This is a genomic window from Streptomyces sp. NPDC002566, assembly GCF_042889585.1.
Lineage (GTDB): Bacteria > Actinomycetota > Actinomycetes > Streptomycetales > Streptomycetaceae > Streptomyces.
Map to the genome: position 1 here is coordinate 397,754 of NZ_JBIARD010000003.1, position 23,793 is coordinate 421,546.

The 23,793-nt window shown below is 71.4% G+C and carries 22 protein-coding genes and 1 riboswitch; of the genes, 4 read left to right on the forward strand and 18 right to left on the reverse strand.

The window, feature by feature from the left end; all coding sequences use genetic code 11:
- Positions 1-162: 162 nt before the first annotated feature.
- The 5 genes from ACFYXA_RS14585 to ACFYXA_RS14605 form a co-directional block, all read right to left on the reverse strand.
- Entirely contained in the window at positions 163-1,116 is a 954-nt protein-coding gene (locus tag ACFYXA_RS14585; protein ID WP_351093264.1) for an ROK family glucokinase, read from the reverse strand.
- Between the two features lie 53 nt (positions 1,117-1,169).
- Complete coding sequence (locus tag ACFYXA_RS14590; RefSeq protein ID WP_352246331.1) at positions 1,170-1,673, reverse strand: DUF5304 domain-containing protein; 504 nt, start codon at positions 1,671-1,673, stop codon at positions 1,170-1,172.
- Between the two features lie 56 nt (positions 1,674-1,729).
- Positions 1,730-2,896, reverse strand: a complete 1,167-nt coding sequence (locus ACFYXA_RS14595; RefSeq protein WP_389032439.1) for an ArsA family ATPase — start codon at positions 2,894-2,896, stop codon at positions 1,730-1,732.
- A gap of 103 nt (positions 2,897-2,999) precedes the next feature.
- Entirely contained in the window at positions 3,000-3,440 is a 441-nt protein-coding gene (locus ACFYXA_RS14600) for an SRPBCC family protein (RefSeq protein ID WP_130437173.1), read from the reverse strand.
- Between the two features lie 93 nt (positions 3,441-3,533).
- On the reverse strand, positions 3,534-4,289 hold the full coding sequence (locus tag ACFYXA_RS14605) for a metallophosphoesterase (protein WP_389033396.1): 756 nt from the start codon (positions 4,287-4,289) through the stop codon (positions 3,534-3,536).
- Between the two features lie 353 nt (positions 4,290-4,642).
- Here ACFYXA_RS14605 and ACFYXA_RS14610 point away from each other — a divergent pair, with 353 nt between their 5' ends.
- On the forward strand, positions 4,643-6,439 hold the full coding sequence (locus ACFYXA_RS14610) for an AMP-binding protein (RefSeq protein WP_352246334.1): 1,797 nt from the start codon (positions 4,643-4,645) through the stop codon (positions 6,437-6,439).
- Positions 6,440-6,490: 51 nt separating this feature from the next.
- Here ACFYXA_RS14610 and ACFYXA_RS14615 read toward each other — a convergent pair whose 3' ends face one another.
- The 7 genes from ACFYXA_RS14615 to ACFYXA_RS14645 all read right to left on the reverse strand — a co-directional run bounded on the left by ACFYXA_RS14615 (position 6,491) and on the right by ACFYXA_RS14645 (position 14,688).
- On the reverse strand, positions 6,491-8,077 hold the full coding sequence (locus ACFYXA_RS14615) for a GMC oxidoreductase (protein ID WP_389032443.1): 1,587 nt from the start codon (positions 8,075-8,077) through the stop codon (positions 6,491-6,493).
- A gap of 101 nt (positions 8,078-8,178) precedes the next feature.
- Positions 8,179-9,321 (reverse strand): glycosyltransferase family 4 protein, encoded by a 1,143-nt coding sequence (locus tag ACFYXA_RS14620; protein ID WP_389032446.1) that lies wholly within the window; start codon positions 9,319-9,321, stop codon positions 8,179-8,181.
- 31 nt (positions 9,322-9,352) lie between these two features.
- Positions 9,353-10,543, reverse strand: coding sequence for a hypothetical protein (locus ACFYXA_RS14625; RefSeq protein ID WP_389032449.1), 1,191 nt, complete (start codon positions 10,541-10,543; stop codon positions 9,353-9,355).
- A gap of 47 nt (positions 10,544-10,590) precedes the next feature.
- Complete coding sequence (locus tag ACFYXA_RS14630) at positions 10,591-11,601, reverse strand: NlpC/P60 family protein (protein ID WP_389032452.1); 1,011 nt, start codon at positions 11,599-11,601, stop codon at positions 10,591-10,593.
- Between the two features lie 222 nt (positions 11,602-11,823).
- Positions 11,824-12,858, reverse strand: a complete 1,035-nt coding sequence (locus ACFYXA_RS14635; RefSeq protein ID WP_351093280.1) for an NlpC/P60 family protein — start codon at positions 12,856-12,858, stop codon at positions 11,824-11,826.
- A gap of 210 nt (positions 12,859-13,068) precedes the next feature.
- A complete protein-coding gene (locus ACFYXA_RS14640; protein ID WP_351334350.1) occupies positions 13,069-14,412 on the reverse strand; it encodes an NYN domain-containing protein in 1,344 nt (447 codons plus the stop codon).
- 36 nt (positions 14,413-14,448) lie between these two features.
- Complete coding sequence (locus tag ACFYXA_RS14645) at positions 14,449-14,688, reverse strand: hypothetical protein (RefSeq protein ID WP_020939540.1); 240 nt, start codon at positions 14,686-14,688, stop codon at positions 14,449-14,451.
- 181 nt (positions 14,689-14,869) lie between these two features.
- Here ACFYXA_RS14645 and ACFYXA_RS14650 point away from each other — a divergent pair, with 181 nt between their 5' ends.
- The gene (locus ACFYXA_RS14650) at positions 14,870-15,604 is read left to right on the forward strand and encodes a rhomboid family intramembrane serine protease (RefSeq protein ID WP_352246363.1); all 735 of its coding nucleotides are present in this window, start codon (positions 14,870-14,872) and stop codon (positions 15,602-15,604) included.
- Positions 15,601-15,882 (forward strand): Lrp/AsnC family transcriptional regulator, encoded by a 282-nt coding sequence (locus tag ACFYXA_RS14655; protein WP_130437162.1) that lies wholly within the window; start codon positions 15,601-15,603, stop codon positions 15,880-15,882. Before ACFYXA_RS14650 ends, ACFYXA_RS14655 begins: the two co-directional genes overlap by 4 nt.
- A gap of 136 nt (positions 15,883-16,018) precedes the next feature.
- On the opposite strand, the gene ACFYXA_RS14660 is transcribed toward ACFYXA_RS14655, so the two are convergent.
- The 6 genes from ACFYXA_RS14660 to ACFYXA_RS14685 form a co-directional block, all read right to left on the reverse strand.
- Positions 16,019-17,380 (reverse strand): aminotransferase class V-fold PLP-dependent enzyme, encoded by a 1,362-nt coding sequence (locus tag ACFYXA_RS14660; RefSeq protein ID WP_389032457.1) that lies wholly within the window; start codon positions 17,378-17,380, stop codon positions 16,019-16,021.
- Positions 17,381-17,561: 181 nt separating this feature from the next.
- A riboswitch (SAM riboswitch) is annotated at positions 17,562-17,678 on the reverse strand.
- Positions 17,679-17,751: 73 nt separating this feature from the next.
- Positions 17,752-18,816 carry an anthranilate phosphoribosyltransferase gene (trpD, locus tag ACFYXA_RS14665; RefSeq protein WP_352246340.1) on the reverse strand — a complete coding sequence of 355 codons (1,065 nt, stop codon included), beginning with the start codon at positions 18,814-18,816 and terminating at the stop codon, positions 17,752-17,754.
- Positions 18,817-18,934: 118 nt separating this feature from the next.
- On the reverse strand, positions 18,935-20,557 hold the full coding sequence (locus ACFYXA_RS14670) for a cytochrome bc complex cytochrome b subunit (RefSeq protein WP_351093291.1): 1,623 nt from the start codon (positions 20,555-20,557) through the stop codon (positions 18,935-18,937).
- The gene (locus tag ACFYXA_RS14675; protein ID WP_352246341.1) at positions 20,554-21,621 is read right to left on the reverse strand and encodes a Rieske 2Fe-2S domain-containing protein; all 1,068 of its coding nucleotides are present in this window, start codon (positions 21,619-21,621) and stop codon (positions 20,554-20,556) included. The genes ACFYXA_RS14670 and ACFYXA_RS14675 overlap by 4 nt, the downstream gene beginning before the upstream one ends.
- Positions 21,618-22,430 carry a c-type cytochrome gene (locus tag ACFYXA_RS14680; protein ID WP_130437157.1) on the reverse strand — a complete coding sequence of 271 codons (813 nt, stop codon included), beginning with the start codon at positions 22,428-22,430 and terminating at the stop codon, positions 21,618-21,620. Before ACFYXA_RS14680 ends, ACFYXA_RS14675 begins: the two co-directional genes overlap by 4 nt.
- A gap of 64 nt (positions 22,431-22,494) precedes the next feature.
- On the reverse strand, positions 22,495-23,115 hold the full coding sequence (locus tag ACFYXA_RS14685) for a heme-copper oxidase subunit III (RefSeq protein WP_130437156.1): 621 nt from the start codon (positions 23,113-23,115) through the stop codon (positions 22,495-22,497).
- Between the two features lie 179 nt (positions 23,116-23,294).
- Here ACFYXA_RS14685 and ACFYXA_RS14690 point away from each other — a divergent pair, with 179 nt between their 5' ends.
- The gene (locus tag ACFYXA_RS14690; RefSeq protein WP_130437155.1) at positions 23,295-23,696 is read left to right on the forward strand and encodes a hypothetical protein; all 402 of its coding nucleotides are present in this window, start codon (positions 23,295-23,297) and stop codon (positions 23,694-23,696) included.
- Positions 23,697-23,793 lie beyond the last annotated feature (97 nt).

Consider the following 23,793-nt stretch of genomic DNA (forward strand, 5'->3'; position numbering starts at 1 on the left):
AGCCACCAGGGGGCTTCGGCAACGCGGCGAGGTGCGGTGCCAGACCGCGCGACCCGGACGGGCACAGCGCAAGGACCCCTGAAGCACAATTTACGCCCGATGCGCGAGGGCGCGAGGCGTGCGCGTCCGCACGCCCCGCGCCCCTTCCCGCGGCGGGGTTCGCTACATGACCGGGTCGGGTTCGCGGGCCAGGTCCGCGGCGCCGACCAGGCCCGCCTCGTTGCCGAGCTGGGCCGCGATCACGTCGGCGACCGGGCGCCAGTTGCCGCCGACCAGCCAGCGCCGGTACGACTTGCGGATCGGGTCCAGGACCAGGTCGCCCTCGTCGGAGAGGCCGCCGCCGACGATGAACGCGGACGGGTCGAAGAGGGAGGCGAGGTCGGCGAGACCGGCGCCGGCCCAGCGGGCCAGCTCGCGGTAGGAGTCGACGGCGACCAGGTCGCCCTGACGGGCGGCCATGGAGATGTGCTTGCCCTCGATGCCGTCGGGCGTGCCGTCGCCGAGGCCGAGCAGGACCTCGGCGCGCTCGGGGGTGGCGTTGGCGCGCTGCTTGGCGTACCGCACGAGGGCGCGGCCGGAGGCGTACTGCTCCCAGCAGCCCTGTGAGCCGCAGCCGCACAGCAGGCCGTCGGGCACCATGCGGATGTGGCCGAACTCGGCGGCCACGCCGAAGTGGCCGCGGCGCAGCTTGTTGCCGATGATGATGCCGCCGCCGAGGCCGGTGCCGAGCGTGATGCAGATGACGTTGCGGTGGCCCTTGCCCGCGCCGAACTTGTACTCGCCCCAGGCGGCCGCGTTGGCGTCGTTCTCGACGACGACCGGGAGGCCGACGCGTGCTTCGACCTTGTCCTTGAGCGGTTCGTTGCGCCAGTCGATGTTGGGGGCGAAGTAGACGGTGGAGCGCTGCCGGTTGACGTAGCCGGCCGCTCCGATGCCCACGCCGACGATCTCGTGGCCGGCGCGCGCGCCCTCCACCGCCGAGGCGATGGCGTCCACGATGGCCTCCGGCGTGGAGGGGGTCGGCACCTTGAAGGTCGAGAGGATGTTGCCTTCCTCGTCGACCACGCCGGCCGCGATCTTCGTGCCGCCGATGTCGACGCCGATGGTGAGTCCCATGAATCCCTCAGTTTCGGTCGAGCCCCGCTACGGCCAACCGTACCCGAGTGGGGTCAGTCCAAGTCGATGCGCTGGGTCGGGCCGGGGTCGTCGCCGCCGTCGCCGCGGGGGGCGTCGGGGCCGCCGAAGGGGCGGCTCGGGTCGCTCGTCCGGGCCGTCCAGCGCTGCTCCTGGTGCTGGACGGCGGAGCGGTAGGCGGCGAGCAGTTCGCCGCCGGCCGCGGCGAGGTGGTCGAAGACGTCCGGGTTGCGCTCGATGACGGGTTCGACGGCGGCCTTGGCCTGCTGGACGACCTGGCGCACGACCTGCTGGGCGGCGGGTCCGGCGACCGCGCCGAGCAGCGGGGACTGGAGCCCGGAGAGCCGGTCGGCGACCGATTCGACGAGCTTGCGCAGCTCCTCGGCGGCCGAGCCGGGCGGCGGGCCGTGCTGGGCCCGGCGGCGGGCCCGTTCCTCGGCGAGGTCCTCGGCGCAGGCGGTGGCCCAGGCGTCGGCGTCGGTGGCGCGCGTCCGTCCCGAGCCCTCGTCGGCGTCGCCTGTGGGGCGCTCTTCGCTCATGACGGCTCCTGACTACGGTTCGTCCTTACGACGTTACCCGAACGGCGGTATGCCGTTCACCGTGCCGGCGGCCACAGCCCGGGATCCGGCGCGAACCGAACGCGCAGTTCGCCGTCGCGCAGGGCGGCCCCGTCGACGGTGCAGCGGCGCAGCGCGGACGGCAGCGGCACGATCCGGCGGAACGGGCCGACGGTGACGACGAGTTCGTCGCCGCGCCGGACGAGGTCGAGATCGTCGCGTATGGCGCCGGGCAGGGGGATGTGCCAGACGAGGACGCCGTCCTGTGCGACCCGGTCGGCGACGGGCCACTCGACCGGGGGGACGCCCGCGTTGACGTCGGGCACGGCGAGCGCGGTGAGGTCGTCCTCGCCGCGGGGGTCGTGGCCGAGGTGGGCGACGGGGCGGGCCTCGCCCCAGTCCACGAGGGTCTTGCGCTGCTGGGAGACGAGCCGGGCGAGGAGGCCGCCGCCGTCGGCCGCCTCCTCGGGCAGGACGCGGTTGGCGACGAGGGACTCGACGGGCAGTGCGCGCAGGGCGAGGCCGAGGCGGGCGTCGCGCACGGCGTCCTCGCCGGCCGGTCCGGGCTCGGCGACCAGGCGCACGGAGGTGCCGCGGTCGGCGAGGACGGCCTGGACGGCGGCCAGTTCCAGATCCCAGCGGGCTGTCGTCTCGTACAGCCACTCGGCGGGCATGGGAACGCCGGCGAGGCGGCCGAGGACGGGGCGCAGGGCGCGGGCTGCCTGGCGTTCCGGGGGGAGCAGGCGGCGGAGGTAGCGGCGCAGTTCCTCCGGGAGGGCGAGGAGCGCGAGGGCCTGCGGGGTGGGCGGGAGGTCGACGACCAGGAGGTCGTGGGTCTCGGCGAGGGCGGCGTCGCGCAGGGCGCGCAGGAGGGTGAGCTCCTCGGCGCCGGGGAGGGGGGTGACCTCCTCCGGGTCGAGGCGGGAGGCGCCGAGCAGGTCGAGGACGGTGGAGGCACGGTCCTGGAAGGCGGCGAGGTCGTCCCGGAAGCCGGCGGCCGCGTCGGGGCGCCAGGCGGTGAGGTGGGGCGTGATCCGGGTCGGCGCGGCTCCTGTCGGCGCGCCGAGGGCGGCGCCCAGGGTGTCGGCGCGGTCCGCGCTCAGGACGAGGACCTCGGCGCCGCGGCCGGCCGCCTTCAGCGCGGTGGCGGCGGCGACGGTGGTGCGTCCGCTGCCGCCCGGGCCGGTGATCAGGAGGGTGCGCATGAGGCTGAACGGTAACGGACGATCAGCTTCCTCCCGGGCGCCCGGTGAACCGGGCGGGGCCGGCCGGATCGGCCCGGTGGGCCGACGCGGCCGGGGAGGCCCGCTACTTGCCGGACTCGACCCGCTTCTTCAGGCCGGCAAGGGCCCGGTCGATGATGACCTTCTCGGCCTTGCGCTTGATCATCCCGAGCATGGGGATCTTGACGTCCACGGTGAGGACGTACGTCACCTCGGTCGCCCCCGCGCCGGCCGGCTTGAGCAGGTACGAGCCGTCGAGGGAGCGCAGCATCTGGGACTTCACCAGCGTCCACGACACCTCGTGCTCGCCGGTCCAGGTGTACGCGAGGACCTGGTCGTCCTTGATCGCGCCCGCGTCCATGACGAGGCGGACCTGCTCGGCGCGCCCCTGCGCGTCGGAGGCGAGCACCTCGGCCTCCTTCACCTCGCCGGTCCACTCGGGGTAGCGGGCGAAGTCGGCGATCACTCCCATGACCTCGGCCGGCGCCGCCTCGATCGTGATGCTCGAACTGGTGTGCTCCGCCATCGCCCCGGCTCCTCCAGACGCGGTCCGTGTGTGCAGCGTGAAGGCTACCGCGCGTGCGCCGCGCCGTTGTCACCCCACCCTCGTAGCGCCCCGTCAGAACTCCAGCGCCCACGGCTTTCCGGCGCCGGCGAAGTGCCCCACGTTGACGCACTCGGTGGGCCCGATCCGCATCCGGCGCGCCAGCGGCTGGTGGACGTGGCCGAAGAGGGAGTACCGGGGGCGGGTTCTGCGGATCGCGTCCAGCAGCGCCCGGCTGCCCCGCTCGAAGCGGCGCGCGACGGTGTCGTAGACGAGGTCCGGCACCTCCGGCGGGATGTGCGTGCACAGCACGTCGACCTCGCCGACGGCCTCGATCTTCGCCGCGTACTCCTCGTCGCCGATCTCGTACGGCGTGCGCATGGGCGTCTTCAGGCCCCCGCCCACGAAGCCGAAGACCCAGCCGCCGATCTCGACCCGCTGCCCGTCCAGCACCGTCGTCCCCTCACCGGCGAACTCGGGCCACAGCCGGGGGATGTCGACGTTGCCGTAGGTCGCGTACGTAGGAGTGGGGAACGCCGCGAACATCTCGGCGTACTGCTTGCGCACCCCTCGTTCGATCACCGCGGCCCGGTCCTCGCCGACGCCCGCCCACAGCCGCGCCCCGAGCTCCCGCGCCTCCTCGAAGCGGCGGGCGGTGCGCAGTTCGACGAGCCGGTCGGCGTTCTCGACGCCGAAGAGGTCGGGGAAGATCCCGCGGGAGTGGTCGGCGTAGTCCAGGAAGAGCACCAGGTCGCCGAGGCAGATCAGGGCGTCCGCGCCCTCCCCGGCGCGGGCCAGGTCGCGCGCGTTGCCGTGCACGTCGCTGACCACGTGGATGCGTGTCCTGCCGCTGCCGGACGGTGTGGGTGCCATGGCGATCAAGGGTAGAAGGCGCGGCGCGCCTGTGAACAGTGGCGGCCGGAATACCGGTTACTGGCCAGTTAGTAAAGCGGTGGACTACTGTGCGCGAGGAAACACCAATCTGTGTGACGCAGCGAACATCTCGCCGGGCCCCCCTGTCAAAGAAGCCATACCGGCGGGTAACGTCCGGGCAGTCCAGTCGTGCTCAGGTTTCGGCCAACGGGTCCCCGCCCGTCGGCGGATCTGGGCACTGCCCGAGCCTTGGACCGCACCGTCGCATCGCACAACGTCGTGGCGCCGGCGCCCTATGAGGAGCAGCAGTCTTGCGCGAGTTCAGCCTTCCGGCTTTGTACGAGGTCCCCGCGGACGGCAATCTGACCGACATCGTCCGCAGAAACGCCGCGCAGCACCCTGACGTCGCCGTCATCGCCCGCAAGGCGGGCGGCGTCTGGCAGGACGTGTCTGCCACGGCGTTCCTGGCCGAGGTGCACGCCGCGGCGAAGGGCCTCATCGCCGCCGGCGTCCAGCCGGGCGACCGGGTCGGCCTGATGTCGCGCACCCGCTACGAGTGGACGCTGCTCGACTTCGCCATCTGGTGCGCGGGCGCGGTGACCGTGCCGGTGTACGAGACCAGTTCGCCGGAGCAGGTGGGCTGGATCCTCTCCGACTCGGGCGCCACCGCGGTCGTGGTGGAGCTGGACGCGCACGCCGCCGCCGTGGAGTCGGTGCGGGACACGCTGCCCGCCCTCAAGCACGTGTGGCAGATCGAGAAGGGGGGCGTGGAGGAGCTCGGGCAGCTCGGCAGGGACGTCTCCGACGCGGCGGTCGAGGAGCGCAGCTCGCTCGCCAAGGCCGACGATCCGGCCACCATCGTCTACACCTCGGGCACGACCGGGCGCCCCAAGGGCTGTGTCCTGAGCCACCGCAGCTTCTTCGCCGAGTGCGGCAACATCGTGGAGCGGCTGCGGCCGCTGTTCCGCACCGGCGAGTGCAGCGTCCTGCTCTTCCTCCCCCTCGCGCACGTCTTCGGCCGGCTGGTGCAGATCGCCCCGATGATGGCGCCGATCAAGCTGGGCACCGTCCCGGACATCAAGAACCTCACCGACGAACTGGCCTCCTTCCGGCCGACGTTGATCCTGGGCGTGCCGCGCGTCTTCGAGAAGGTCTACAACTCGGCGCGGGCGAAGGCGCAGGCGGACGGCAAGGGCGCGATCTTCGACAAGGCGGCGGACACCGCGATCGCGTACAGCCGGGCGATGGACCTGCCCTCGGGTCCGTCGATCGGCCTGCGGATCAAGCACAAGGTCTTCGACCGGCTGGTCTACAGCAAGCTGCGCGCGGTGCTGGGCGGCCGGGGCGAGTACGCGATCTCCGGCGGCGCGCCGCTGGGCGAGCGTCTCGGCCACTTCTTCCGCGGCATCGGCTTCACCGTCCTGGAGGGCTACGGCCTGACGGAGTCGTGTGCGGCGACCGCGTTCAACCCCTGGGACCGGCAGAAGATCGGCACGGTCGGGCAGCCGCTGCCGGGCTCGGTGGTGCGCATCGCGGACGACGGCGAGGTGCTGCTGCACGGCGAGCACCTGTTCAAGGAGTACTGGAACAACCCCGGGGCGACGGCGGAGGCGCTGGCCGACGGCTGGTTCCACACCGGTGACATCGGCACCCTGGACGAGGACGGCTACCTCAGCATCACGGGCCGCAAGAAGGAGATCATCGTCACCGCGGGCGGCAAGAACGTCGCACCGGCCGTGATCGAGGACCGCATCCGGGCGCACGCGCTGGTCGCGGAGTGCATGGTGGTGGGCGACGGGCGGCCGTTCGTGGGCGCGCTGGTCACCCTCGACGAGGAGTTCCTGGACCGCTGGGCCGCCGACCACGGCAAGCCGGCCGGGTCCACCGCGGCGTCGCTGTGCGAGGACGCGGACCTGCTGGCCGCGGTCCAGACGGCGATCGACGACGGCAACGCCGCGGTGTCGAAGGCGGAATCGGTGCGGAAGTTCCGCATTCTCTCCTCCCAGTTCACGGAGGACTCGGGCCACCTCACGCCGTCGCTGAAGCTCAAGCGCAACGTCGTGGCGAAGGACTACGCGGCGGAGATCGAGGCGATCTACGCCAAGTAGCGGTCTTCTCAGCCCTCCTGACGGAGTGTCATCAGGCGCTCGGGGTGCGGGTCATGGCGCGGTGTCCTCGGCGAGGACCCGCGCCATCGTGCGTTCGGCGAGCGCGGTGATGGTGACGAACGGGTTCACCCCGATCGACCCGGGCACGAGCGAGCCGTCGGTGACGTAGAGCTTCGAATACCCCTTCACCCGGCCGTAGTCGTCGGTCGCCTTCCCCAGCACGCAGCCGCCCAGGGGGTGGTAGGTGAAGTCGTCGGCGAAGACCTTGCTCGGTGAGCCGAACAGGTCGTAGCGGTAGATGGTGGAGTTCGCCGAGTTGATCCGGTCGAACAGTTTCTTCGCCATGCCGACCGAGACGGCGCTCTGCGCCGCCGACCAGCCCAGTTTCACACCGCCCGAAGCGCTGTCGTAGGTGAACGCGGCGCGCTGGGGGTTCTTGGTGATCGCCAGGTAGAGACTGACCCAGTGCTCCAGGCCCGTGGGCAGCGGGGCGATCTCCGCGAAGACGGGGTTGGCGGTGTTGGCCCAGTCGTCGATGCCCATGACCGGCATGGTCGACTGGTTGGCGCCGACGGTGTCCCACAGGTGGTTGGCCCGCCCCAGCATCACGTTGCCGTTGGTTCCCCAGCCGGCCCCGACGCTCGCGTCGAGCGCGGGCAGCGTGCCCGTCTCCCGTGCGCGCACGAGGAGTTCGCTGGTGCCGACGCTGCCGCCGCCGAGGAAGAGGTAGGTGCAGCCGTACTGCTTGGTCTCCACGACCTTCCCGGTCACGTCGATGCGGTCGGCGGTGAGGACGTACGTGCCGTCGGCGGCGCGGCTGACCGCGCGGACCTTCTCCAGGGTGTGCACGGTGACGTTGCCGGTGCCGAGCGCGGCGGCGATGTACGTCTTGTCGAGGCTGCGCTTGCCCTGGTTGTTGCCGTAGATGACCTCGCCGCCGAGCGCCGACTTGGTGGCCGTGCCGTCCGCCTCGCGCCGCATGTAGCCGAAGTCGTAGACGTTGGGAACGAAGGCGGTCTTCAGGCCGGCGTTCTGGGCGTGCTTGCGGGAGACCCGGGTGAACCGGTACCAGTCGGTGGACTCGAACCAGGCGGGGTCGACCGAGTTGACGCCGAGCATCGAACGGGCGCGCGGGAAGTAGGTGCCGTACATCTCGTTGACGTCGACCGTCGGGAACTGCTCGGCGAAGTAGGACCGCAGCGGGGTGACCGCCATCCCGCCGTTGACGAGCGAGCCGCCGCCGACGCCGCGTCCGACGTACACGGACATGTTCGCGAAGTGCACGCGGTCCAGGACGCCGGGGTAGGCGCTGATGTCCTTGTTGACGACGTCCAGCCAGAGGAAGCTGGCGAGCGGGGCCTCGGTGCGGGTGCGGAACCACATGGAGCGCTGGTCGGGGGCGATGGTGGAGCAGAAGACCTTGCCGTCGGGGCCGGCGGTGTTCCACAGGCGGCCCATCTCCAGGACGAGGGTGCGGATGCCGGCCTGGCCGAGACGGAGGGCGGCCACGGCGGCGCCGTAGCCGGAGCCGACCACGATGGCGGGCGCGGAGTCGACCGCGTCGGGCTCGGCGGAGTGGGCGGAGGCGAGGCCTACGCGGGTGAATCCGAGGGTGGCCGCCGTCTGAAGGGCGGCCATTCCAAGGATTTGACGTCTCGTCAGCTGACGTTGGATCAGTTTTGGTGTCATGTGCGCAGCATGGGCGGTTTCTTCGCATACCGCCAGAGGTCGCGCCGGTTCTACAACAGGTCTTTCAGCCGATCCGCCAGCAGGTCCCAGCGCCACTTCTCCTCGACCCACCGCCGGCCGCGCTCGCCCATGCTGCGGCGCAGCTCCTCGTCGGCGAGGAGGGGGACGATCCGGTCGGCGGCGTCCTCGGGGGAGTCGCCGCGGACGACCCAGCCGGTCTCCCCGTCGAGGACGGCGTCGGGCGCGCCGCCGGAGTCGCCGGCGACCACGGGCAGCCCGGTCGCGGACGCCTCCAGGTAGACGATGCCGAGGCCCTCCACGTCGAGTCCGCCGCGGCGGGTGCGGCACGGCATGGCGAAGACGTCGCCGGCACCGTAGTGCGCGGGCAGCTCCGACCAGGGCACCGAACCGGTGAAGCGCACCGAGCCGGCGACGCCCCGCTCGTGCGCCAGCCGGCGCAGGTCCTTCTCGTACGGCCCGCCGCCGACGATCAGCAGCACCGTCTCGGGCTCGGCGGCCAGGATCCGGGGCAGCGCCCGGATCAGCGTGTCCTGTCCCTTGCGCGGGACGAGACGGGAGACGCAGACGACGACCGGCCGGTCGGTGAGGCCGAGGCGCGCCCGCACCTCGTCGCCGCCGGAGCCGGGGTGGAAGGTCTTCTCGTCGACGCCCGGCGGCAGCTGCACCATGCGTGCCGCGGCCTCGGCACTCAGTGCGGTCGCGATCCGCGAGCGCGTGTACTCCCCCAGATAGGTGATCGTGTCGGTGGTGTCCCCGATCCTCCCGAGCAGCTGCCGCGCGGCCGGCAGCTGGGCCCAGCCGGCCTCGTGGCCGTGCGTGGTGGCGACCAGCCGGCGCGCCCCGGCCCGGCGCAGCGCGGGCGCCATCAGCCCGAGCGGCGCGGCCGCCCCGAACCACACCGAGGTGCACCCGTGCTCCCGGAGCAGCCCGACGGCCCGCCGGGTCGCGGCGGGCGTGGGCAGCAGCATCGTCGTCGCGTCGCGGACGACGGTGAAGGGCTGCTCGGCGTCGAAGGCGGCCGTCGCCTCGACGCCCTCCCGGCCCCGCTTCCAGGTGGACGCGTAGACGACGATCCGCTCGGGGTCGAGACGGAGCGCCATGTTGTGCAGGAACGCCTGGATCCCCCCCGGCCGGGGCGGAAAGTCGTTCGTCACGATCAGGGTCTTGTCCATCGCCGCCGACCCTATCCAACCGCCGGCCGGTTCAGCCGAGCTGCTCCTCCGCGTAGGTCCGCCAGGTCGCGGTGAAGGCCTCGGGGGTGGTGCTCAGGGTGGACTTCATCGCCTGTTCCAGTGCGTCCGTGCGCCGGGGGTGGGCTCCGACGGCGCGGTAGAAGGCGTCGAGGCGCGCCTCGCCCCAGTGGGCGGCGATCAGACGGCAGGCCAGCCAGCCGGACTCGTAGGCGCGGGCCAGCCGGGTCGCGTCGCCGGTGAAGGCGAAGTCCTCGTCGGCGGGCAGGGCCGTCGGGGTGCGGCCCTTGGTGACCGCCTTCTGCAGTTCGGGGGCCACCTGGGACGGGGTGCGGCCGGTGCCGCGGTAGCCGACCCAGTCCGCGTACCCCTCGGACAGCCACAGCGGGGTCGCCGGGCCGGTGTGGGCCCGGGTGGCGACGTGCGCGGTCTCGTGGGTGAGCACGACCTGCCGGCCCACGGGGCCGAGGACGCCGTAGGCGTCGGGGTTGACGATGATCCGGTCCGCGGGGGCCCGGGGCGCGCCGCCTGTCTCGCCCGTGGTGACGGCGGCGATCCCCCGGTAGGAGGCGGCCGGCGAGCCGAGCAGCGCCGCCATGCCGTCCAGCGACCCAGGCACGAGGACGACGACGTGCCCCGCCCAGTCCTCGCCCCAGGCCGCCGAGACCGCCGGGACCGCGCGGTCGGCCAGGTCGGCGAAGGCCCGCAGCTGCCCGCCGGTGCGGCCGACGCCGAGGACCAGGCTGTGCGCGCCCCGGGCGACGGTCACCGCGCCCTGGTCCCACAGCTGTGCGCCGGCCTTCGGCGCGGGCCGCTCCGAGGCCACCGCCCAGGTCCCGGCGGCGGTGCGGGCCAGGCGCAGGGTGCGGGCGGCGGTCACCGGGGCCCGGTCGTAGCCGTCGACGCGGTAGCTGAGCTCCGCCTCGGCGGTGAGGGAGTCCCCGTCACTGCGGGCCGAGGTGACCCGGTAGGACCAGGAGGCCAGCGGCAGGGACCGCAGGCGGGCGTACCCGGCGCGCTCGCCGGTGGCGGCGTAGGCGTCGGCGTCGTGGGCCAGGACGGCCGCCGCGCGGCGGTCGAGCAGGCGCTGCGCGGTGTCCTGCGCGGTGTCCGCGGGCGGGTGCGCCCCGCCGCAGCCCACGAGGAGGGCGAGCAGCAGGGCGGTGACGGTTCGCACCCCGCGGATTCGCCTCTGCCCGGCCATCCCCCGATCGTACGGGGGCCCCATGCGGCACCCGGCCGCACAGAGCGCTAAGGCCGCGTGACCGAGGACACCGGCATCATCCCCACCGGGTCGTAGCGGACCGGGGCGCCCGGGTACGGGGCGTGGATGACCTGGCCGTCGCCGACGTACATGCCGACGTGGCTGGCGTCGGAGCGGTAGGTGACGATGTCGCCGGGGCGGGCCTGGGAGAGGGGGACGCGGTGGCCGGCGTGCGCCTGGGCCTGCGAGGTGCGCGGGAGGGAGAGGCCGGCCTGTGCGTAGGACCACTGCACGAGGCCCGAACAGTCGAAACCGGTGGGGCCGTTGGCGCCCCAGACGTACGGTTTGCCGAGCGCGGAGCGGGCGGCGGCCAGGGCGGCGGCCGCGCGGCCCGAGGCCGCCGCGCCGCCGGGGCCGGACAGGTGGCCGCGGCCTGACCGGGAGGCCCTGTCGTACGCGGCGCGCTCCGCGGACGGCAGGGAGTTCAGCAACTGCCGTGCCCTGGCGAGCTTCTGCTCGACGCTCCGCTTGTGCGCGGCGACCGCCCTGCGGCTCTTGTCGAGTTCACCGAGCCTGCGCACGGCCTCGGCGCGTTCCTGGGCGAGTTCACGCAACGCGCCCTGGAGATCCTTGAGTTCGCCCGCCTGGTGGAGGGTGATCCGGTCGAGGGCCAGGGCCCGGTCGAGGTAGTCGGCCGGGTCGTCGGAGAACAGCAGCGCCAGGGCCGGGTCGAGGCCCCCGGAGCGGTACTGGGCGCCGGCGAACGCGCCGAGCCGCTCGCGCAGGTCGTTGACGCGCGCCTGCTGACGGGCGACCCGGTCCTGCGACTCGCCGACCTGGCGGCGCAGCGTCCCGGTGCGCTCCGCCGCCTCGTTGAAGGCCTCGGTGGCCTTCTCCGCCTGCGTGTAGAGGCGGTCGACCTCGGCGCGGGTGTCGTCGAGCGGTGCGGCGGGGGCCGGTACGGCGGCGAGGGCGCCGAAGGCTGCGGTCGCGACGGACAGGACGCCGAAGGCGCCCCGGTCGAACCCGGACGATGCAAGGCGGCGATGGGACCCCACGGGAAGCCGCGCTCCTTCCACTGGCGGACGAGGAACGGGCCAGACAGTAGCCCCGCCACCGGGGGCCCACCAAAGACCTCCGCGGGCACACAACGTGACACCCCGCCTATGACGCAGGTCATGGGCGGGGTGCGGGGTCAGTTCACGTCGTGGCGATTCGCCCGTTCGGGCGGCACGGTGTCGTGATCTTGATGGCGGTGGCCGGCTGGTCGGCCGGCCCGCTCAGATCCGGACGCCGAACTGGAACGGCATGTTGCCGATCGACTCGTAGCGCACGACGGTGCCGGTGCGCGGGGCGTGCAGCACCTGGCCGTTGCCCGCGTAGAAGCCGACGTGGTGCTGGTCGCCGTAGAAGATGACCAGGTCGCCGACCTTGAGGTCGGACTGGGAGTAGATCCGGGTGCCGGCGTTGGCCTGGTCCTGCGAGATGCGCGGGATCTGGACGCCCGCCTGGGCGAAGGCCCAGGAGGTCAGGCCCGAGCAGTCGAACGAGGACGGGCCGGTGGCGCCGTAGACGTACGGCGAGCCGATCTTGCTCTGCGCGGCCTGGAAGGCGGCCATGGCGCGGCCCGAGGCGGGGGCGGTGTTGCCGAGGTCGACGCGGTCGCCGGCGTCACGGCTGGCGCGGGCGTCGGCGGCGGCGAGCGCGGCCTTCTCCTTGGCGGAGAGCGTGTTGAGCAGCTTCTGCGCCTCGGCCAGCTTGGACTGGACTTCCTTCTTCTTCTTGCCCAGTTCGGTCCGCGTGGTGGCGAGGTCCTTGAGCTTCTCGGACGCCTCGGCGCGGTCCTGGGCGAGTTCGCGCTGCTTGTCCTGGATCTTCTTCAGCGCCTCGACCTGCTGGGCGCTGAGCTGGTCGGCCGCGGAGGCCTTGTCCAGGTAGTCGTCCGGGTCGGACGACAGGAAGAGCTGGAGGGAGGAGTCGATGGAGCCGGTGCGGTACTGGGCCGCCGCGGCGAGACCTATGCTGTCGCGGAGCCCGTTGAGCTCGTCCTGACCGCGGGCCACGTTGTCCTGGATGGTGGAGATCTCCTTCTGGAGCTTCTCCTGCTTCTCCTTGGCCCCGTTGAACTTCTCCGTGGCCTGCTCGGCCTGCTCGTAGAGCGCGTCGACCTTGGCCTTGACCTCGTCCTTGGTCGGCTTCTCACTGGGCGCGGCGTTGGCCGCCTGCGAGCTCAGGGCCACAGCGGCAGCGGCGGCGGTGGTCAGCACGGTGACGCGTGCGCGGCTCGGCTGCTTGGGTCGACGGTGGGACGCCACGGAGGACGACTCCTTCTTGTGAGTGATCACTCGTGTGGAGGTTCGAAGGCAGACCCTAGTGACCTCCCCGTGATCACTTCAAATCCTGAGCCAAAAAATCTCGGTTACGCACCGCATTTTTTGACCTCAATCCACGTGCGGTGATGCCCGGTTGACGCTACGTTGCGTGATGATTGCGCCAATTCGGGCATTAAACCTTTACGTTGACCTTCAGGTCAGTCGCTTCAGGAGTACCGCAGAAGCGACAGGCCGCGCCCCCGCCTTGGCGACCCCGTCGGCCACCTCGCGGTCGGTCGAGGCGACGATGACCGGCCGGCCCGGCGGCTCGGCGCGCACCAGTTGGCGGATGAGCTCGTCGGCGGTGACGCCCGGCTTGGAGAACAGCACCCGCACCCCCCGCGGCGGCGCCAGCAGCACCGGCGCGGCCAGTTCGGCCCCGTCGAAGACACAGGTGACCTCGGCGCCGGTCTGGGCGGCGAGTTGAGAGAGCTGGCCGAGCAGGCGCAGCCGCTGCTTCTCCAACGGCATCTGCGGATAGCCGGTCTTGGTGACGTTGTAGCCGTCGACCACGAGATGGGCCTGCGGCAGCGCGAGCAACTGGTCGAGGATCGCCGGGTCGTTCTCCGACAGGGCGCGCGCGGCGATGTCCTTCGGGGTCATCCGCCCCGGTTCGACCGCGTCCACGGTCTGCGCCGGACGGACCGACACCGGCGGCAACGCCAGTTCCCTGCGCAGCCCTTGGGCCGCGTCCAGCACGGTGTCCAGCAGCAGCCGCACCCGCATGTCCTCGACGCTGCGGCCCTCGCGCGCCGCCCGCCGCGCGGCCTCCAGGGCGGCCTCCGCCTCCCCGAGCCGGGCCTTCAGCCGCCGCGACTCGCTCTCCGCGGCGGACACCTGCGCCTGCCCCTCGGCCCGCTGGGCCTCGGCCTGTTCCTGCGCCTTGCGCAGCGCCGCCTCACCCCGCTTGACGTCGCTGAGGGCCGAACGCAGCTTGCGCTGAAGCGATTCCGCTTCCTTCTTCACCGCGTCCAGCTCGACGCGCAGCCGCTCGGTCTCGGCCCGGGTGTGCTCACGGGCCTGCGCGAGTTCCTCCCGCAGCCGCTCCAGCTCCGCCCGGCTCTCCTCGTCGGCCCGCTCGGCGTCCGCGCGCTGCGCCTCCTCGCCGGCAGCCGTGACCAGCTTCACCCAGTCGACGGGCCGCAGTACGTAGGCCGCGGCCGCCACATCGAGCGGATCCGCGGCCGGGGGCGGCGAGCCGGAGTCGAGGGCGCCGGCGAGTTCCGGCTGCGCCTCTCTGAACTTCTCGGCGATGCGCTGCCGGAACAGCGTGTCCGTCTCCAGCGCGGCCGCCATCGCGTTGCCCGCGAACTTGGCCCGGCGGTTCGGGGCGAACCGGGCGTACTGCCGCAACTGGGCGGGCAGTTCACCGACGGTCAGCCCGCCGAAGGCGTCCGAGACGATCTGCACGACCCGGCGGCGCACGCCGTCGGGCAGCGGACGGTCGAGCACCTCAGCGGCGCCGTCGCCCGGCCCCCCGCCTGCGCTCTCCACCATCCGTCACACCCCACTAGCTGTGCGGGCCCTGCTCCCTCAGGAGCCGGCGCCCGGCCTGTCGACGAGTTCCACCTGGTCCACGGCGTTGCACCAGCGGCACCGCACCGACTCGATGGTCTCACTGACCACCTCGCGCTCCTCGACGTTCGGCTCACCCGCCAGATCGAGGTGCACGTACTCGACGACCTTCGACGAGCGCGTCACGTCGAACCGGGTGAGATTGCCGCACAGCGTGCAGCGCCACCGCGTCGTGGCGGTCGGCAGGGGAACCGTCATCGTGACTGTCCGCTTCCTTCTAGTGTCGGTCTTCCGCTGGTCGGGCACCCACCGGACGCCCCGGGGGGCACCCTGTGCGTGTGGCTCGTAACCCTACGGCCTGGCGGGTACTCGCCGCCCATCCGTCCACGGCGGCGAGGCGGTACGGGGGTGTGCGTCCCGTTACGTCATGCTCTGGTCCATGATCAGCGACTGGAACGGGGCTCTGGACCGGGCGATCCGGCACCCCGCCGCACCGGTGACGTACACAACGATCGCGCTGTGCTGTGTGCTCTTCGCGATCAGCCCCGCCTCCGGCCTCAATCCCGCGTACGGCTCCGGCGAGGAGCTCGCGGCCGCGCAGCGGGCCTACTTCCGCCGCTGGGGCGTCATCCCGGCCGACCTGTTCGACGGCTCCCCGCGCGCCCTCCTCACCCCGGCCACGGCCCTGTTCGTCCACGGGACCTGGGTGCACCTGCTGGGCAACATGCTCTTCCTCTACGTCTTCGGGGCGATGACCGAGCACCGGATGGGCCGCGTGCAGTTCTCGCTGTTTTTCCTCGGCTGCGGCTACCTCGCCCTGTCGGGGTACGCCGCCGCCAACGCCGGCTCCGGACAGCCCCTGGTGGGGGCGTCCGGGGCGATCTCGGCGATCCTCGGCGGGTTCCTGTACCTGTTCCCCCGGGCGCGGGTGACCAGTCTCCTGCCGTTCCTCTTCTTCCTGCCGCTGCGGTTCCCCGCGTGGGTGGTGCTGCCCTTCTGGGCGGCGCTGCAGTGGCTGGCGGCGGGGCGGGCCGGGCCTGGGCCCGGGGTGGCGTACCTGGCGCACCTGATGGGGTTCGGCCTGGGCTTCGGCTACGCGTGGGCCCGGTTCAACGTGCCCACTAGAGTGAAACCCGCCCCGACTCCGTCCCCCGAGGGAGAGAACCAGCCGTGATCACCGCGATCGTCCTCATCAAGACCAGCGTGGACCGGATTCCCGAGATCGCGGAGTCGATCGCCTCACTGGAGTCCGTGAGCGAGGTGTTCTCCGTGACCGGGACGTACGACCTGATCGCCATGGTGCGGGTGCGCCGGCACGACGACCTCGCCGAGGTGATCCCGGGGCGGATCAGCAAGATCCCCGGTGTTCTCGGGACGGACACGCACGTCGCCTTCCGCACGTACTCCCAGCACGACCTCGAGGCCGCGTTCGCCATCGGGCTGGACTCTTAGGGCGTTCGCCCAGGCGTCTGCGGGGCGTGGATCGTGCGCGGCCGGCGGCCGGCGGTGGCTGGTCGCGCCCACGCGGCGAAGCCGCATATCGACACAGCCCCGCGCCCCCAAGGCGTCGCCCCCGACGTCCGCTGCGTCACACCGCCGGTACGCAGCGGCCGTCTTCCGTCCTGTACTGCCACTTCGCGCCCTCGGTCACCAGTTCCCGCACCGCGTGGACGAAGCGGTCCACGTGCTCGTCCGGGGTGCCCGCGCCGAAGCTCACCCTGATGGCGTTGAGGGACTTCTCGCCCGGGGCCGCCTCGGGGGCTCCGCACTCGCCTTGGGTCTCGGGGTCCGTGCCCAGCAGGGTGCGGACCAGGGGGTGGGCGCAGAAGAGGCCGTCGCGGACGCCGATGCCGTACTCGGCGGAGAGGGCGGCGGCGAAGTGGGAGCTGTTCCAGCCCTCGACGACGAAGGAGATCACGCCGACCCGCGGGGCGTCGTCGCCGAAGAGGGAGAGGATCCGGACCTCGGGGACGTCCGCGAGGCCCTCGCGGACCTTGGCGATCAGGTGCCGCTCGCGGGCGACCAGCGTGTCGAAGCCGGCCTCGGTGAGGGCCTTGCAGGCCGACGCGATGGAGTAGGCGCCGATGACGTTCGGTGAGCCGGCCTCGTGGCGGGCGGCGCTGTCGTGCCACTCCACGTCCACTCCCCCGTCCTCGCGCCGGGTGACCTTGCGGCTCGCGCCGCCGCCGGCGAGGTAGGGGTCGGCGGCCCGGAGCCAGTCGGCGCGGCCGGCCAGGACGCCGGAGCCGAACGGGGCGTACAGCTTGTGGCCGGAGAAGGCGACCCAGTCGACGTCCAGGTCACGGACGGACACCGGGTGGTGGGGGGCCAGCTGGGCGGCGTCCAGGACGATCCGGGCTCCCTGCGCGTGGGCGGCGGCGGCCAGCTCCCGTACGGGCCACAGCTCGCCGGTGACGTTGGAGGCGCCGGTGACGCAGACCAGGGCGGGGCCCTGGGGGTCACGGGCGGCGAGGGCACGCTCCAGGGTCTCGACGGCCTGGCCCGGGGTGCGCGGGGCGTCGAGGTAGGTGACGCGGGCGTCCCGCCAGGGCAGCAGCGAGGCGTGGTGCTCGGTCTCGAAGACGAAGACCTGGCAGCCGGCGGGCAGGGCCGCGGCGAGCAGGTTCAGGGAGTCGGTGGTGGAGCGGGTGAAGACCAGCTGGTCGTCGGCGCGGCAGTCGAGGAACTCGGCGACCGTCCGGCGGGCGTTCTCGAACAGGTCGGTGGAGAGCTGGGAGAGGTAGCCGGCGCCGCGGTGGACGCTGCCGTAGTACGGCGCGTAGGCCGCCACGTCGTCCCAGACGCGCTGGAGGGCGGGGGCGCTGGCCGCGTAGTCGAGCGCCGCGTAGGCGACTTCGCCGCCCGTGACGAGCGGGACGGTGACGTCCCCGCCCAGAACGGGCAGCGGGGCACAAAGCGACGGGGCGACGGCAGCGGTGGAGACGGACATGGCGGAACTCCCGTGAGAGACAGGCGGATTCACCACGCGAGCGGATGCGGCTCAAGCGCGGGAAAGGGGTGAAAGGGGTGTGCGGAGGCGGGGCTCTGCGGCCCTATCGCATTCGCTTGCTCACGGAAGGCTCCCTCGATGACCAGGATCCCTGGGCTGTGCTCATCTCAAGAGCGTGAGGGATCCGCGCTTGCCGAGGACCTCGCTGCCCACGGCCTGGTCTTCACCCGGGGCACCCCGCCACGGACGGAGGGTTGCCGGACAGTCGGCCGGGGCCTCATGACTGTCACTCATGACCTGCCAAGGAACGTACGCGATGGGTTCGCGGTCCCGCAACCCGTGTCCGGATCGCGGGACCGCGTCACGTCCGGCTACGCGTTGCTGGCGGCCACCCAGCGCTCCAGCGCGCGCTTGGCCGCGCCGGAGTCGACGGACTGCGCCGCCTTGTCCATGCCGGCGCGGAGCTGCTCGGTGAGCGGCGCGTCCGAGGGGTCCAGCGCCACCAGGGCCGCCGCGGAGTTCAGCAGGACGGCGTCACGGACCGGGCCCCTCTCGCCGTCCAGCAGCCGGCGCGCGACCTCCGCGTTGTACGAGGGGTCGGCGCCGCGCAGCGCCTCCACCCCGACCAGTTCGATGCCGACGTCCCGCGGGTCGAAGGTCTCCTCGGTGACCTTGCCGTCGCGGACGACCCAGACCCGGGAGGTGGACGTCGTGGTCAGCTCGTCGAAGCCGTCGTCGCCGCGGAACACCAGCGAGGAGTTGCCGCGTTCGGCGAAGACGCCCGCGATGAGCGGGGCCATCCGCGGGTCGGCGACGCCCACCGCCTGCGCCTTCACCCTGGCCGGGTTGGTCAGCGGGCCGAGGGCGTTGAACGTGGTGCGGATGCCCAACTGGCCGCGCGCGGCGGCCACATGACGCAGCGCCGGGTGGAACTTGATCGCGAAGCAGAAGGTGATCCCGGCCTCCTCGGCGACCTCGGCCACCCGCCGCGGGGTCAGTTCGAGATTGACGCCGAGCTTCTCAAGAACGTCGGAGGCGCCGGACGCGGAGGACGCGGCCCGGTTGCCGTGCTTGACGACCTTCGCCCCGGTGCCGGCGATGACGATCGACGACATCGTGGAGATGTTCACCGTCTTCGCGCCGTCGCCTCCGGTGCCGACGATGTCGACGGTCCGCCCGGGCACGTCGATGACGTTGGCGTGCGCGTACATCGTCCGGACCAGGCCGGTGATCTCCTGGACGGTCTCGCCCTTGGCGCGCAGCGCCACCGCGAACCCGGCGATCTGCGCGTCGGTGGCCTCGCCGCGCATGATCAGGTCCATCGCCCAGGCCGTGTCGTCCGCGGAGAGGTCGCGGCCCTCCAGCAGGCCGTTCAGCAGAGCGGGCCAGGAGCGGCCCGCCGCGGTGTCGCCTCCAGCGGGGGTCACAGCGCTCATAGGGCCGCTCCTGGGTGTCGTAGAAGAGTGCGGTCCCACCCTATCCAGCCGCGGGGAACCGAAGGGCCCCGTCCGAACACCGGACGGGGCCCTTCAGTGTGGTGTGGCGACGCAGTGATCAGTGGTGGCCGTGGCCGCTCGTGATCTCCCGGTACTCCTCGACGGTCGGCTTGGCGATCTGGTTCTCCTCGCCGTAGTACGCCTTGCTCAGCTTGGCGCGGACCTTCTCGGAACGCTTCACCTTGCGCTCGACGCCGTTCTCGTCGACCGTGGGGCCGATCTCGGCGGGCTGGTACTGCTCGTGCGCGGTGAGCGTGTACAGGGCCTCCTGGCTGAGCGGCTCGTGCACCTCGATGAACTCACCGTGCGGCAGGCGCTTGATGGTGCCGGTCTCGCGGCCGTGCAGCACCTTGTCCTTGTCGCGGCGCTGGAGGCCGAGGCAGATCCGCTTGGTGACCACGAAGGCCAGCACCGGTCCGGCGAAGAAGCCGATCCGGACGAACCAGGTGACCGCGTTGATCGACAGGTGGAAGTGGGTGGCGACGATGTCGTTGCCACCGCCGATCAGCATGATCACGTAGCCGGTGATCCAGGCGACGCCGAAGGCCGTGCGGGTCGGGGCGTTGCGCGGACGGTCCAGGATGTGGTGCTCGCGCTTGTCGCCGGTGACCCAGGACTCGATGAACGGGTACAGGGCGATCACACCGAGGAACAGACCGAAGAGCACCAGCGGGACGAACACGCCCAGGACCAGCGTGTGACCCCAGATGTTGATCTCCCAGCCCGGCATGGCGCGGATCAGGCCCTCGGCGAAGCCCATGTACCAGTCGGGCTGGGCGCCGGTGGACACCTGGTCCGGACGGTAGGGACCGAGCACCCAGATCGGGTTGATGGACGCGATGCCGGCGATGGCCGCGATGGCGCCGAAGACCAGGAAGAAGAAGCCTCCGGCCTTGGCCATGTAGACCGGCAGCAGCGGCATGCCGACGACGTTCTTGTTGGTGCGGCCGGGACCCGCGAACTGCGTGTGCTTGTGGTAGAAGACCAGGATCAGGTGGCCGACCACGAGCCCGAGCATGATGCCCGGCAGCAGCAGGATGTGGATCGAGTAGAACCGCGCGACGAAGTCGCCGCCCGGGAACTCCCCGCCGAACAGGAACATCGAGATGTACGTGCCGACGATCGGCACGGACAGGATCGCGCCCTGCGTGAAGCGGACACCGGTGCCGGAGAGCAGGTCGTCCGGGAGCGAGTAGCCGGTGAAACCGGTGAACATGCCCAGGACGAACAGCAGGAAGCCGAACAGCCAGTTGATCTCACGCGGCTTGCGGAACGCGCCGGTGAAGAAGACGCGCATCATGTGCACGAACATGCCGGCGAGGAAGATCACCGCGGCCCAGTGGTGGATCTGCCGGATCAGCAGACCACCGCGCACATCGAAGGAGATGTGCATGGTCGAGTTGAACGCCTCGGACATCAGCTGTCCCTGGAGGGGGACATAGGAGCCGTGGTACTCCACCTCGTTCATCGACGGGTGGAAGAACAGCGTCAGATACACACCCGTGAGGATGATGATGATGAAGCTGTAGAGGCAGATCTCGCCCAGCATGAAGGACCAGTGGTCCGGGAAGATCTTGCGCATGTTGGCCTTGGCCAGGGAGTAGATCCCCAGCCGACCGTCGGCCCAGTCGGCGACCCGCTCACCTGCGGGCGCCTTGCGGCGGTCGTCCTTGTTGCTCATCCGCGCTCCCAGAATGCAGGACCGACGGGCTCTTCGAAGTCGCCGAGCGCCTCGAGGTAGCCCTCGTCGTTCACACCGATACGCAGCTGCGGCAGGGCGTGACCGGCCGGGCCGAAGATCACTCGGGCACCGTCGGACAGGTCGAAGGTGGACTGGTGGCAGGGGCACAGCACGTGGTGCGTCTGCTGCTCGTACAGGGAGATCGGGCAGCCCACGTGGGTGCAGATCTTCGAGTACGCCACGATGCCGTCGTGCGACCACTCGAGCTCGCGCTTGTCCTTGATGTTCTCCGGCTGGATACGGACGATCATCAGGGCGGCCTTGGCGATCTCGTTCTGGAAGTCGTGGTCGGTCTCCTCGAGACCCTCCGGCTTGGCGAAGGTGAGGGAGCCGACCGCGACGTCCGAGGGACGCAGCGGCTCGTTGGTGTTCATGTTGACGAGCAGCTTGCCCTTGCCCCACAGCGTGTGGCGCAGCTTGTCCCCGGGCAGCGGGCCGAGGTCGCGCAGCAGCACGACGCCGGAGAGCGGGAACAGGGCCAGAGCGCCGAACATCGTGTTGCGGATCAGCTTGCGCCGGCCGAGCGCGGACTCCTTGGCGCCCTGCTTGAAGTCGGCCATGACCTTGGCCTTGACCTCGGGGCTCGCCTCGATCGCGTGACGCTCGTCGGCGACCTCCTCGTCCGACATCAGCGTGCGGGCCCAGTGGACCGCGCCGGCGCCGATGCTGAACAGGGCCGTGCCGAGGGTCAGGCCCAGCGCGAAGTTCATCGCGCTGATGTGACCGATCGGGAACACGAAGATCGACTTGTCGTGCGGGATCGTCACGTACGAGGCGATGAAGCCGACGGTGGCCAGCATCGACAGCGTGAACAGGAGGGCGACCGTACGCTCGGACCGCTTGGCGGCCCGCTCGTCGATGTCCTGGACACGGTGCTCGTGGGGCGGCAGCCCCGGGTCCGCGAACGGGTGCTGCTCGTCCGCGACCCTCACCGCGCCGGGCTCGCCGTGGCGGGCGTCCTGCTCAGCGGGCAGGTTCTCTTCTGGAATGTCTTGGCTACTCATGACTTCTTGGCCTTTGCGGTCCGGGCGGCGACCCACACGGCGACGGCGATCAGTCCGCCGAGACCGAAGATCCAGCCGAACAGACCCTCGCTGACCGGCCCGAGGCCGCCCAGTTCGAGACCGCCGGGGCTCTCCGTCTCATCTCCGTTGACCGCGTTCAGGTACGCGATGATGTCCTTCTTGTTCTGCTCCGACATCGTGGTGTCGGGGAAGGAGGGCATGTTCTGCGGGCCGGTCTGCATGGCCTCGTAGATGTGCTTCGGGTCCACGCCCTCGAGCGAGGGGGCGTACTTGCCCCGGGTCAGGGCGCCGCCCTTGCCGGTGAAGTTGTGGCACTGCGCGCAGTTGGTGCGGAACAGTTCACCGCCCTTGGCGATGTCCGCGCCCTCCGGACCGTACTCGGCCTCGGTCGGGACGGACGGACCGGCGCCGAGCGAGGCGATGTACGCGGCCAGCTGGTCGATCTGGGCCTGCGTGTAGACGACCTTCTTCTTCGGCACCTGGGCGCCCTGGGAGGTCGCCGCGGGCATACGGCCGGTGCCGACCTGGAAGTCGACGGCGGCGGCGCCCACGCCCACGAGGCTCGGACCGTCGGAGGTGCCCTGACCGCCGGTGCCGTGGCAGCTGGCGCAGCCTACGGCGTAGAGCTTCTTGCCCTCGTCGATGGCGAGGGACTGAGCGGTTTCATCTGCCTGCGCCTTGCTCGCGGGTGCGAACGCGGCGTACAGCCCCCCGGTGCATGCCAGCGCGAGGAGTAGGACGACGAGCGCCGCCAGCGGATGGCGTCGTCGTGCGGAGAGCTTTTTCACGGATTACCCCGGTGTCAGGATCTTCTGCGTCGATGCTTCTGGAATGTGCGGGTGCGGGCCCCGGCTACTTGATCATGTAGATCGTGGCGAAGAGGCCGATCCAGACGACGTCGACGAAGTGCCAGTAGTAGGACACGACGATCGCGGCGGTCGCCTGCTCGTGGGTGAACCTCCTGGCCGCATAGGTGCGTCCGAGGACCAGCAGGAAGGCGATGAGACCGCCCGTCACGTGCAGGCCGTGGAAGCCGGTGGTCAGGTAGAAGACCGAGCCGTAGGGGTCGGACGAGAGCGAGAGGCCCTCGTGCTTGACCAGCTCGGTGTACTCGTACACCTGACCGCCGATGAAGATCGCACCCATGATGAAGGTGACGATGAACCAGCCCCGGAGCTTCTTCACGTCACCGCGCTCGGCGGCGAACACGCCGAGCTGGCAGGTGAGCGAGGAGAGCACCAGGATCGTGGTGTTCGTCGCCGAGAACGGGAAGTTCAGGGCTGCGGCCTGTTCCTTCCAGAACTCTGGACCCGTCACCGATCGCAGGGTGAAGTACATCGCGAAGAGGGCCGCGAAGAACATCAGCTCGGAGCTCAGCCAGATGATGGTTCCGACGCTGGTGAGGTTCGGCCGGTTGACCGACGGGTGCGCGTGCCCGGTATCTACTGTCGTTGCTGTCGCCACGACCGACATTATGTCGGTCGCTTATCTCGCCCTCACTCCCGGGGGTGCCGTTCGGAGTGTCCGTACCGTGTGGAGTGCCCGGATGGCCCACCACGGGGGTGTTCCGACAGGTGTTGACGTGGTCTTCAGGGGAGTAGCATCCGCCCCATCGGTACCCGGAAGTTCCACTCCAATGACGCGGAGGAACCATGCAGGCGACCGCCACGGTGCTGGTCTACAGCGACGACGCCCGGACCAGGGAGCAGGTGCGGCTGGCGACCGGACGGCGGCCCGCGCCGGACTCCCCCGTCGTGGAGTTCATCGAGTGCGCGACGCACGCGGCGGTGCTGAAGGAGCTGGACGCGGGCGGGGTCGACGTCGTGGTCCTGGACGGGGAGGCCGTGCCCATGGGGGGCATGGGGCTGTGCCGGCAGATCAAGGACGAGGTGTTCCGGTGCCCGCCGGTGCTGCTGCTCATCGGACGGCCGCAGGACGCCTGGCTGGCCACCTGGAGCCGGGCGGAGGCGGCGGTGACGCTGCCGGTGGACCCGGTGGAGTTCGCGGCGGCGCTGGCCGCCCTGCTGCGCGAGAAGCGGCTGCAGAGCGCCTGAGGGGGCTCTGAGCGGCCCTGCGCCCTTTGGGGGCTATCGGCTGGTTCTGGCGGCTCTGGATGCCCTGAGCTGCTCCGGGTGCCTGTTGGCCGGCCCT

Coding starts and splice junctions, on each gene's coding strand:
- ACFYXA_RS14595 (WP_389032439.1), bottom strand. CDS start 2,896: ATGCGCACCCTCCTGATCACCGGCCCGGGCGGCAGCGGACGCACCACC.
- ACFYXA_RS14615 (WP_389032443.1), bottom strand. CDS start 8,077: ATGGCCGCCCTTCAGACGGCGGCCACCCTCGGATTCACCCGCGTAGGC.
- ACFYXA_RS14600 (WP_130437173.1), bottom strand. CDS start 3,440: ATGGCGGAGCACACCAGTTCGAGCATCACGATCGAGGCGGCGCCGGCC.
- ACFYXA_RS14645 (WP_020939540.1), bottom strand. CDS start 14,688: ATGACGGTTCCCCTGCCGACCGCCACGACGCGGTGGCGCTGCACGCTG.
- ACFYXA_RS14620 (WP_389032446.1), bottom strand. CDS start 9,321: ATGGACAAGACCCTGATCGTGACGAACGACTTTCCGCCCCGGCCGGGG.
- ACFYXA_RS14660 (WP_389032457.1), bottom strand. CDS start 17,380: ATGTCCGTCTCCACCGCTGCCGTCGCCCCGTCGCTTTGTGCCCCGCTG.
- ACFYXA_RS14590 (WP_352246331.1), bottom strand. CDS start 1,673: ATGAGCGAAGAGCGCCCCACAGGCGACGCCGACGAGGGCTCGGGACGG.
- ACFYXA_RS14675 (WP_352246341.1), bottom strand. CDS start 21,621: ATGAGTAGCCAAGACATTCCAGAAGAGAACCTGCCCGCTGAGCAGGAC.
- trpD (WP_352246340.1), bottom strand. CDS start 18,816: ATGAGCGCTGTGACCCCCGCTGGAGGCGACACCGCGGCGGGCCGCTCC.
- ACFYXA_RS14585 (WP_351093264.1), bottom strand. CDS start 1,116: ATGGGACTCACCATCGGCGTCGACATCGGCGGCACGAAGATCGCGGCC.
- ACFYXA_RS14690 (WP_130437155.1), top strand. CDS start 23,295: ATGCAGGCGACCGCCACGGTGCTGGTCTACAGCGACGACGCCCGGACC.
- ACFYXA_RS14650 (WP_352246363.1), top strand. CDS start 14,870: ATGATCAGCGACTGGAACGGGGCTCTGGACCGGGCGATCCGGCACCCC.
- ACFYXA_RS14685 (WP_130437156.1), bottom strand. CDS start 23,115: ATGTCGGTCGTGGCGACAGCAACGACAGTAGATACCGGGCACGCGCAC.
- ACFYXA_RS14625 (WP_389032449.1), bottom strand. CDS start 10,543: ATGGCCGGGCAGAGGCGAATCCGCGGGGTGCGAACCGTCACCGCCCTG.
- ACFYXA_RS14670 (WP_351093291.1), bottom strand. CDS start 20,557: ATGAGCAACAAGGACGACCGCCGCAAGGCGCCCGCAGGTGAGCGGGTC.
- ACFYXA_RS14640 (WP_351334350.1), bottom strand. CDS start 14,412: ATGGTGGAGAGCGCAGGCGGGGGGCCGGGCGACGGCGCCGCTGAGGTG.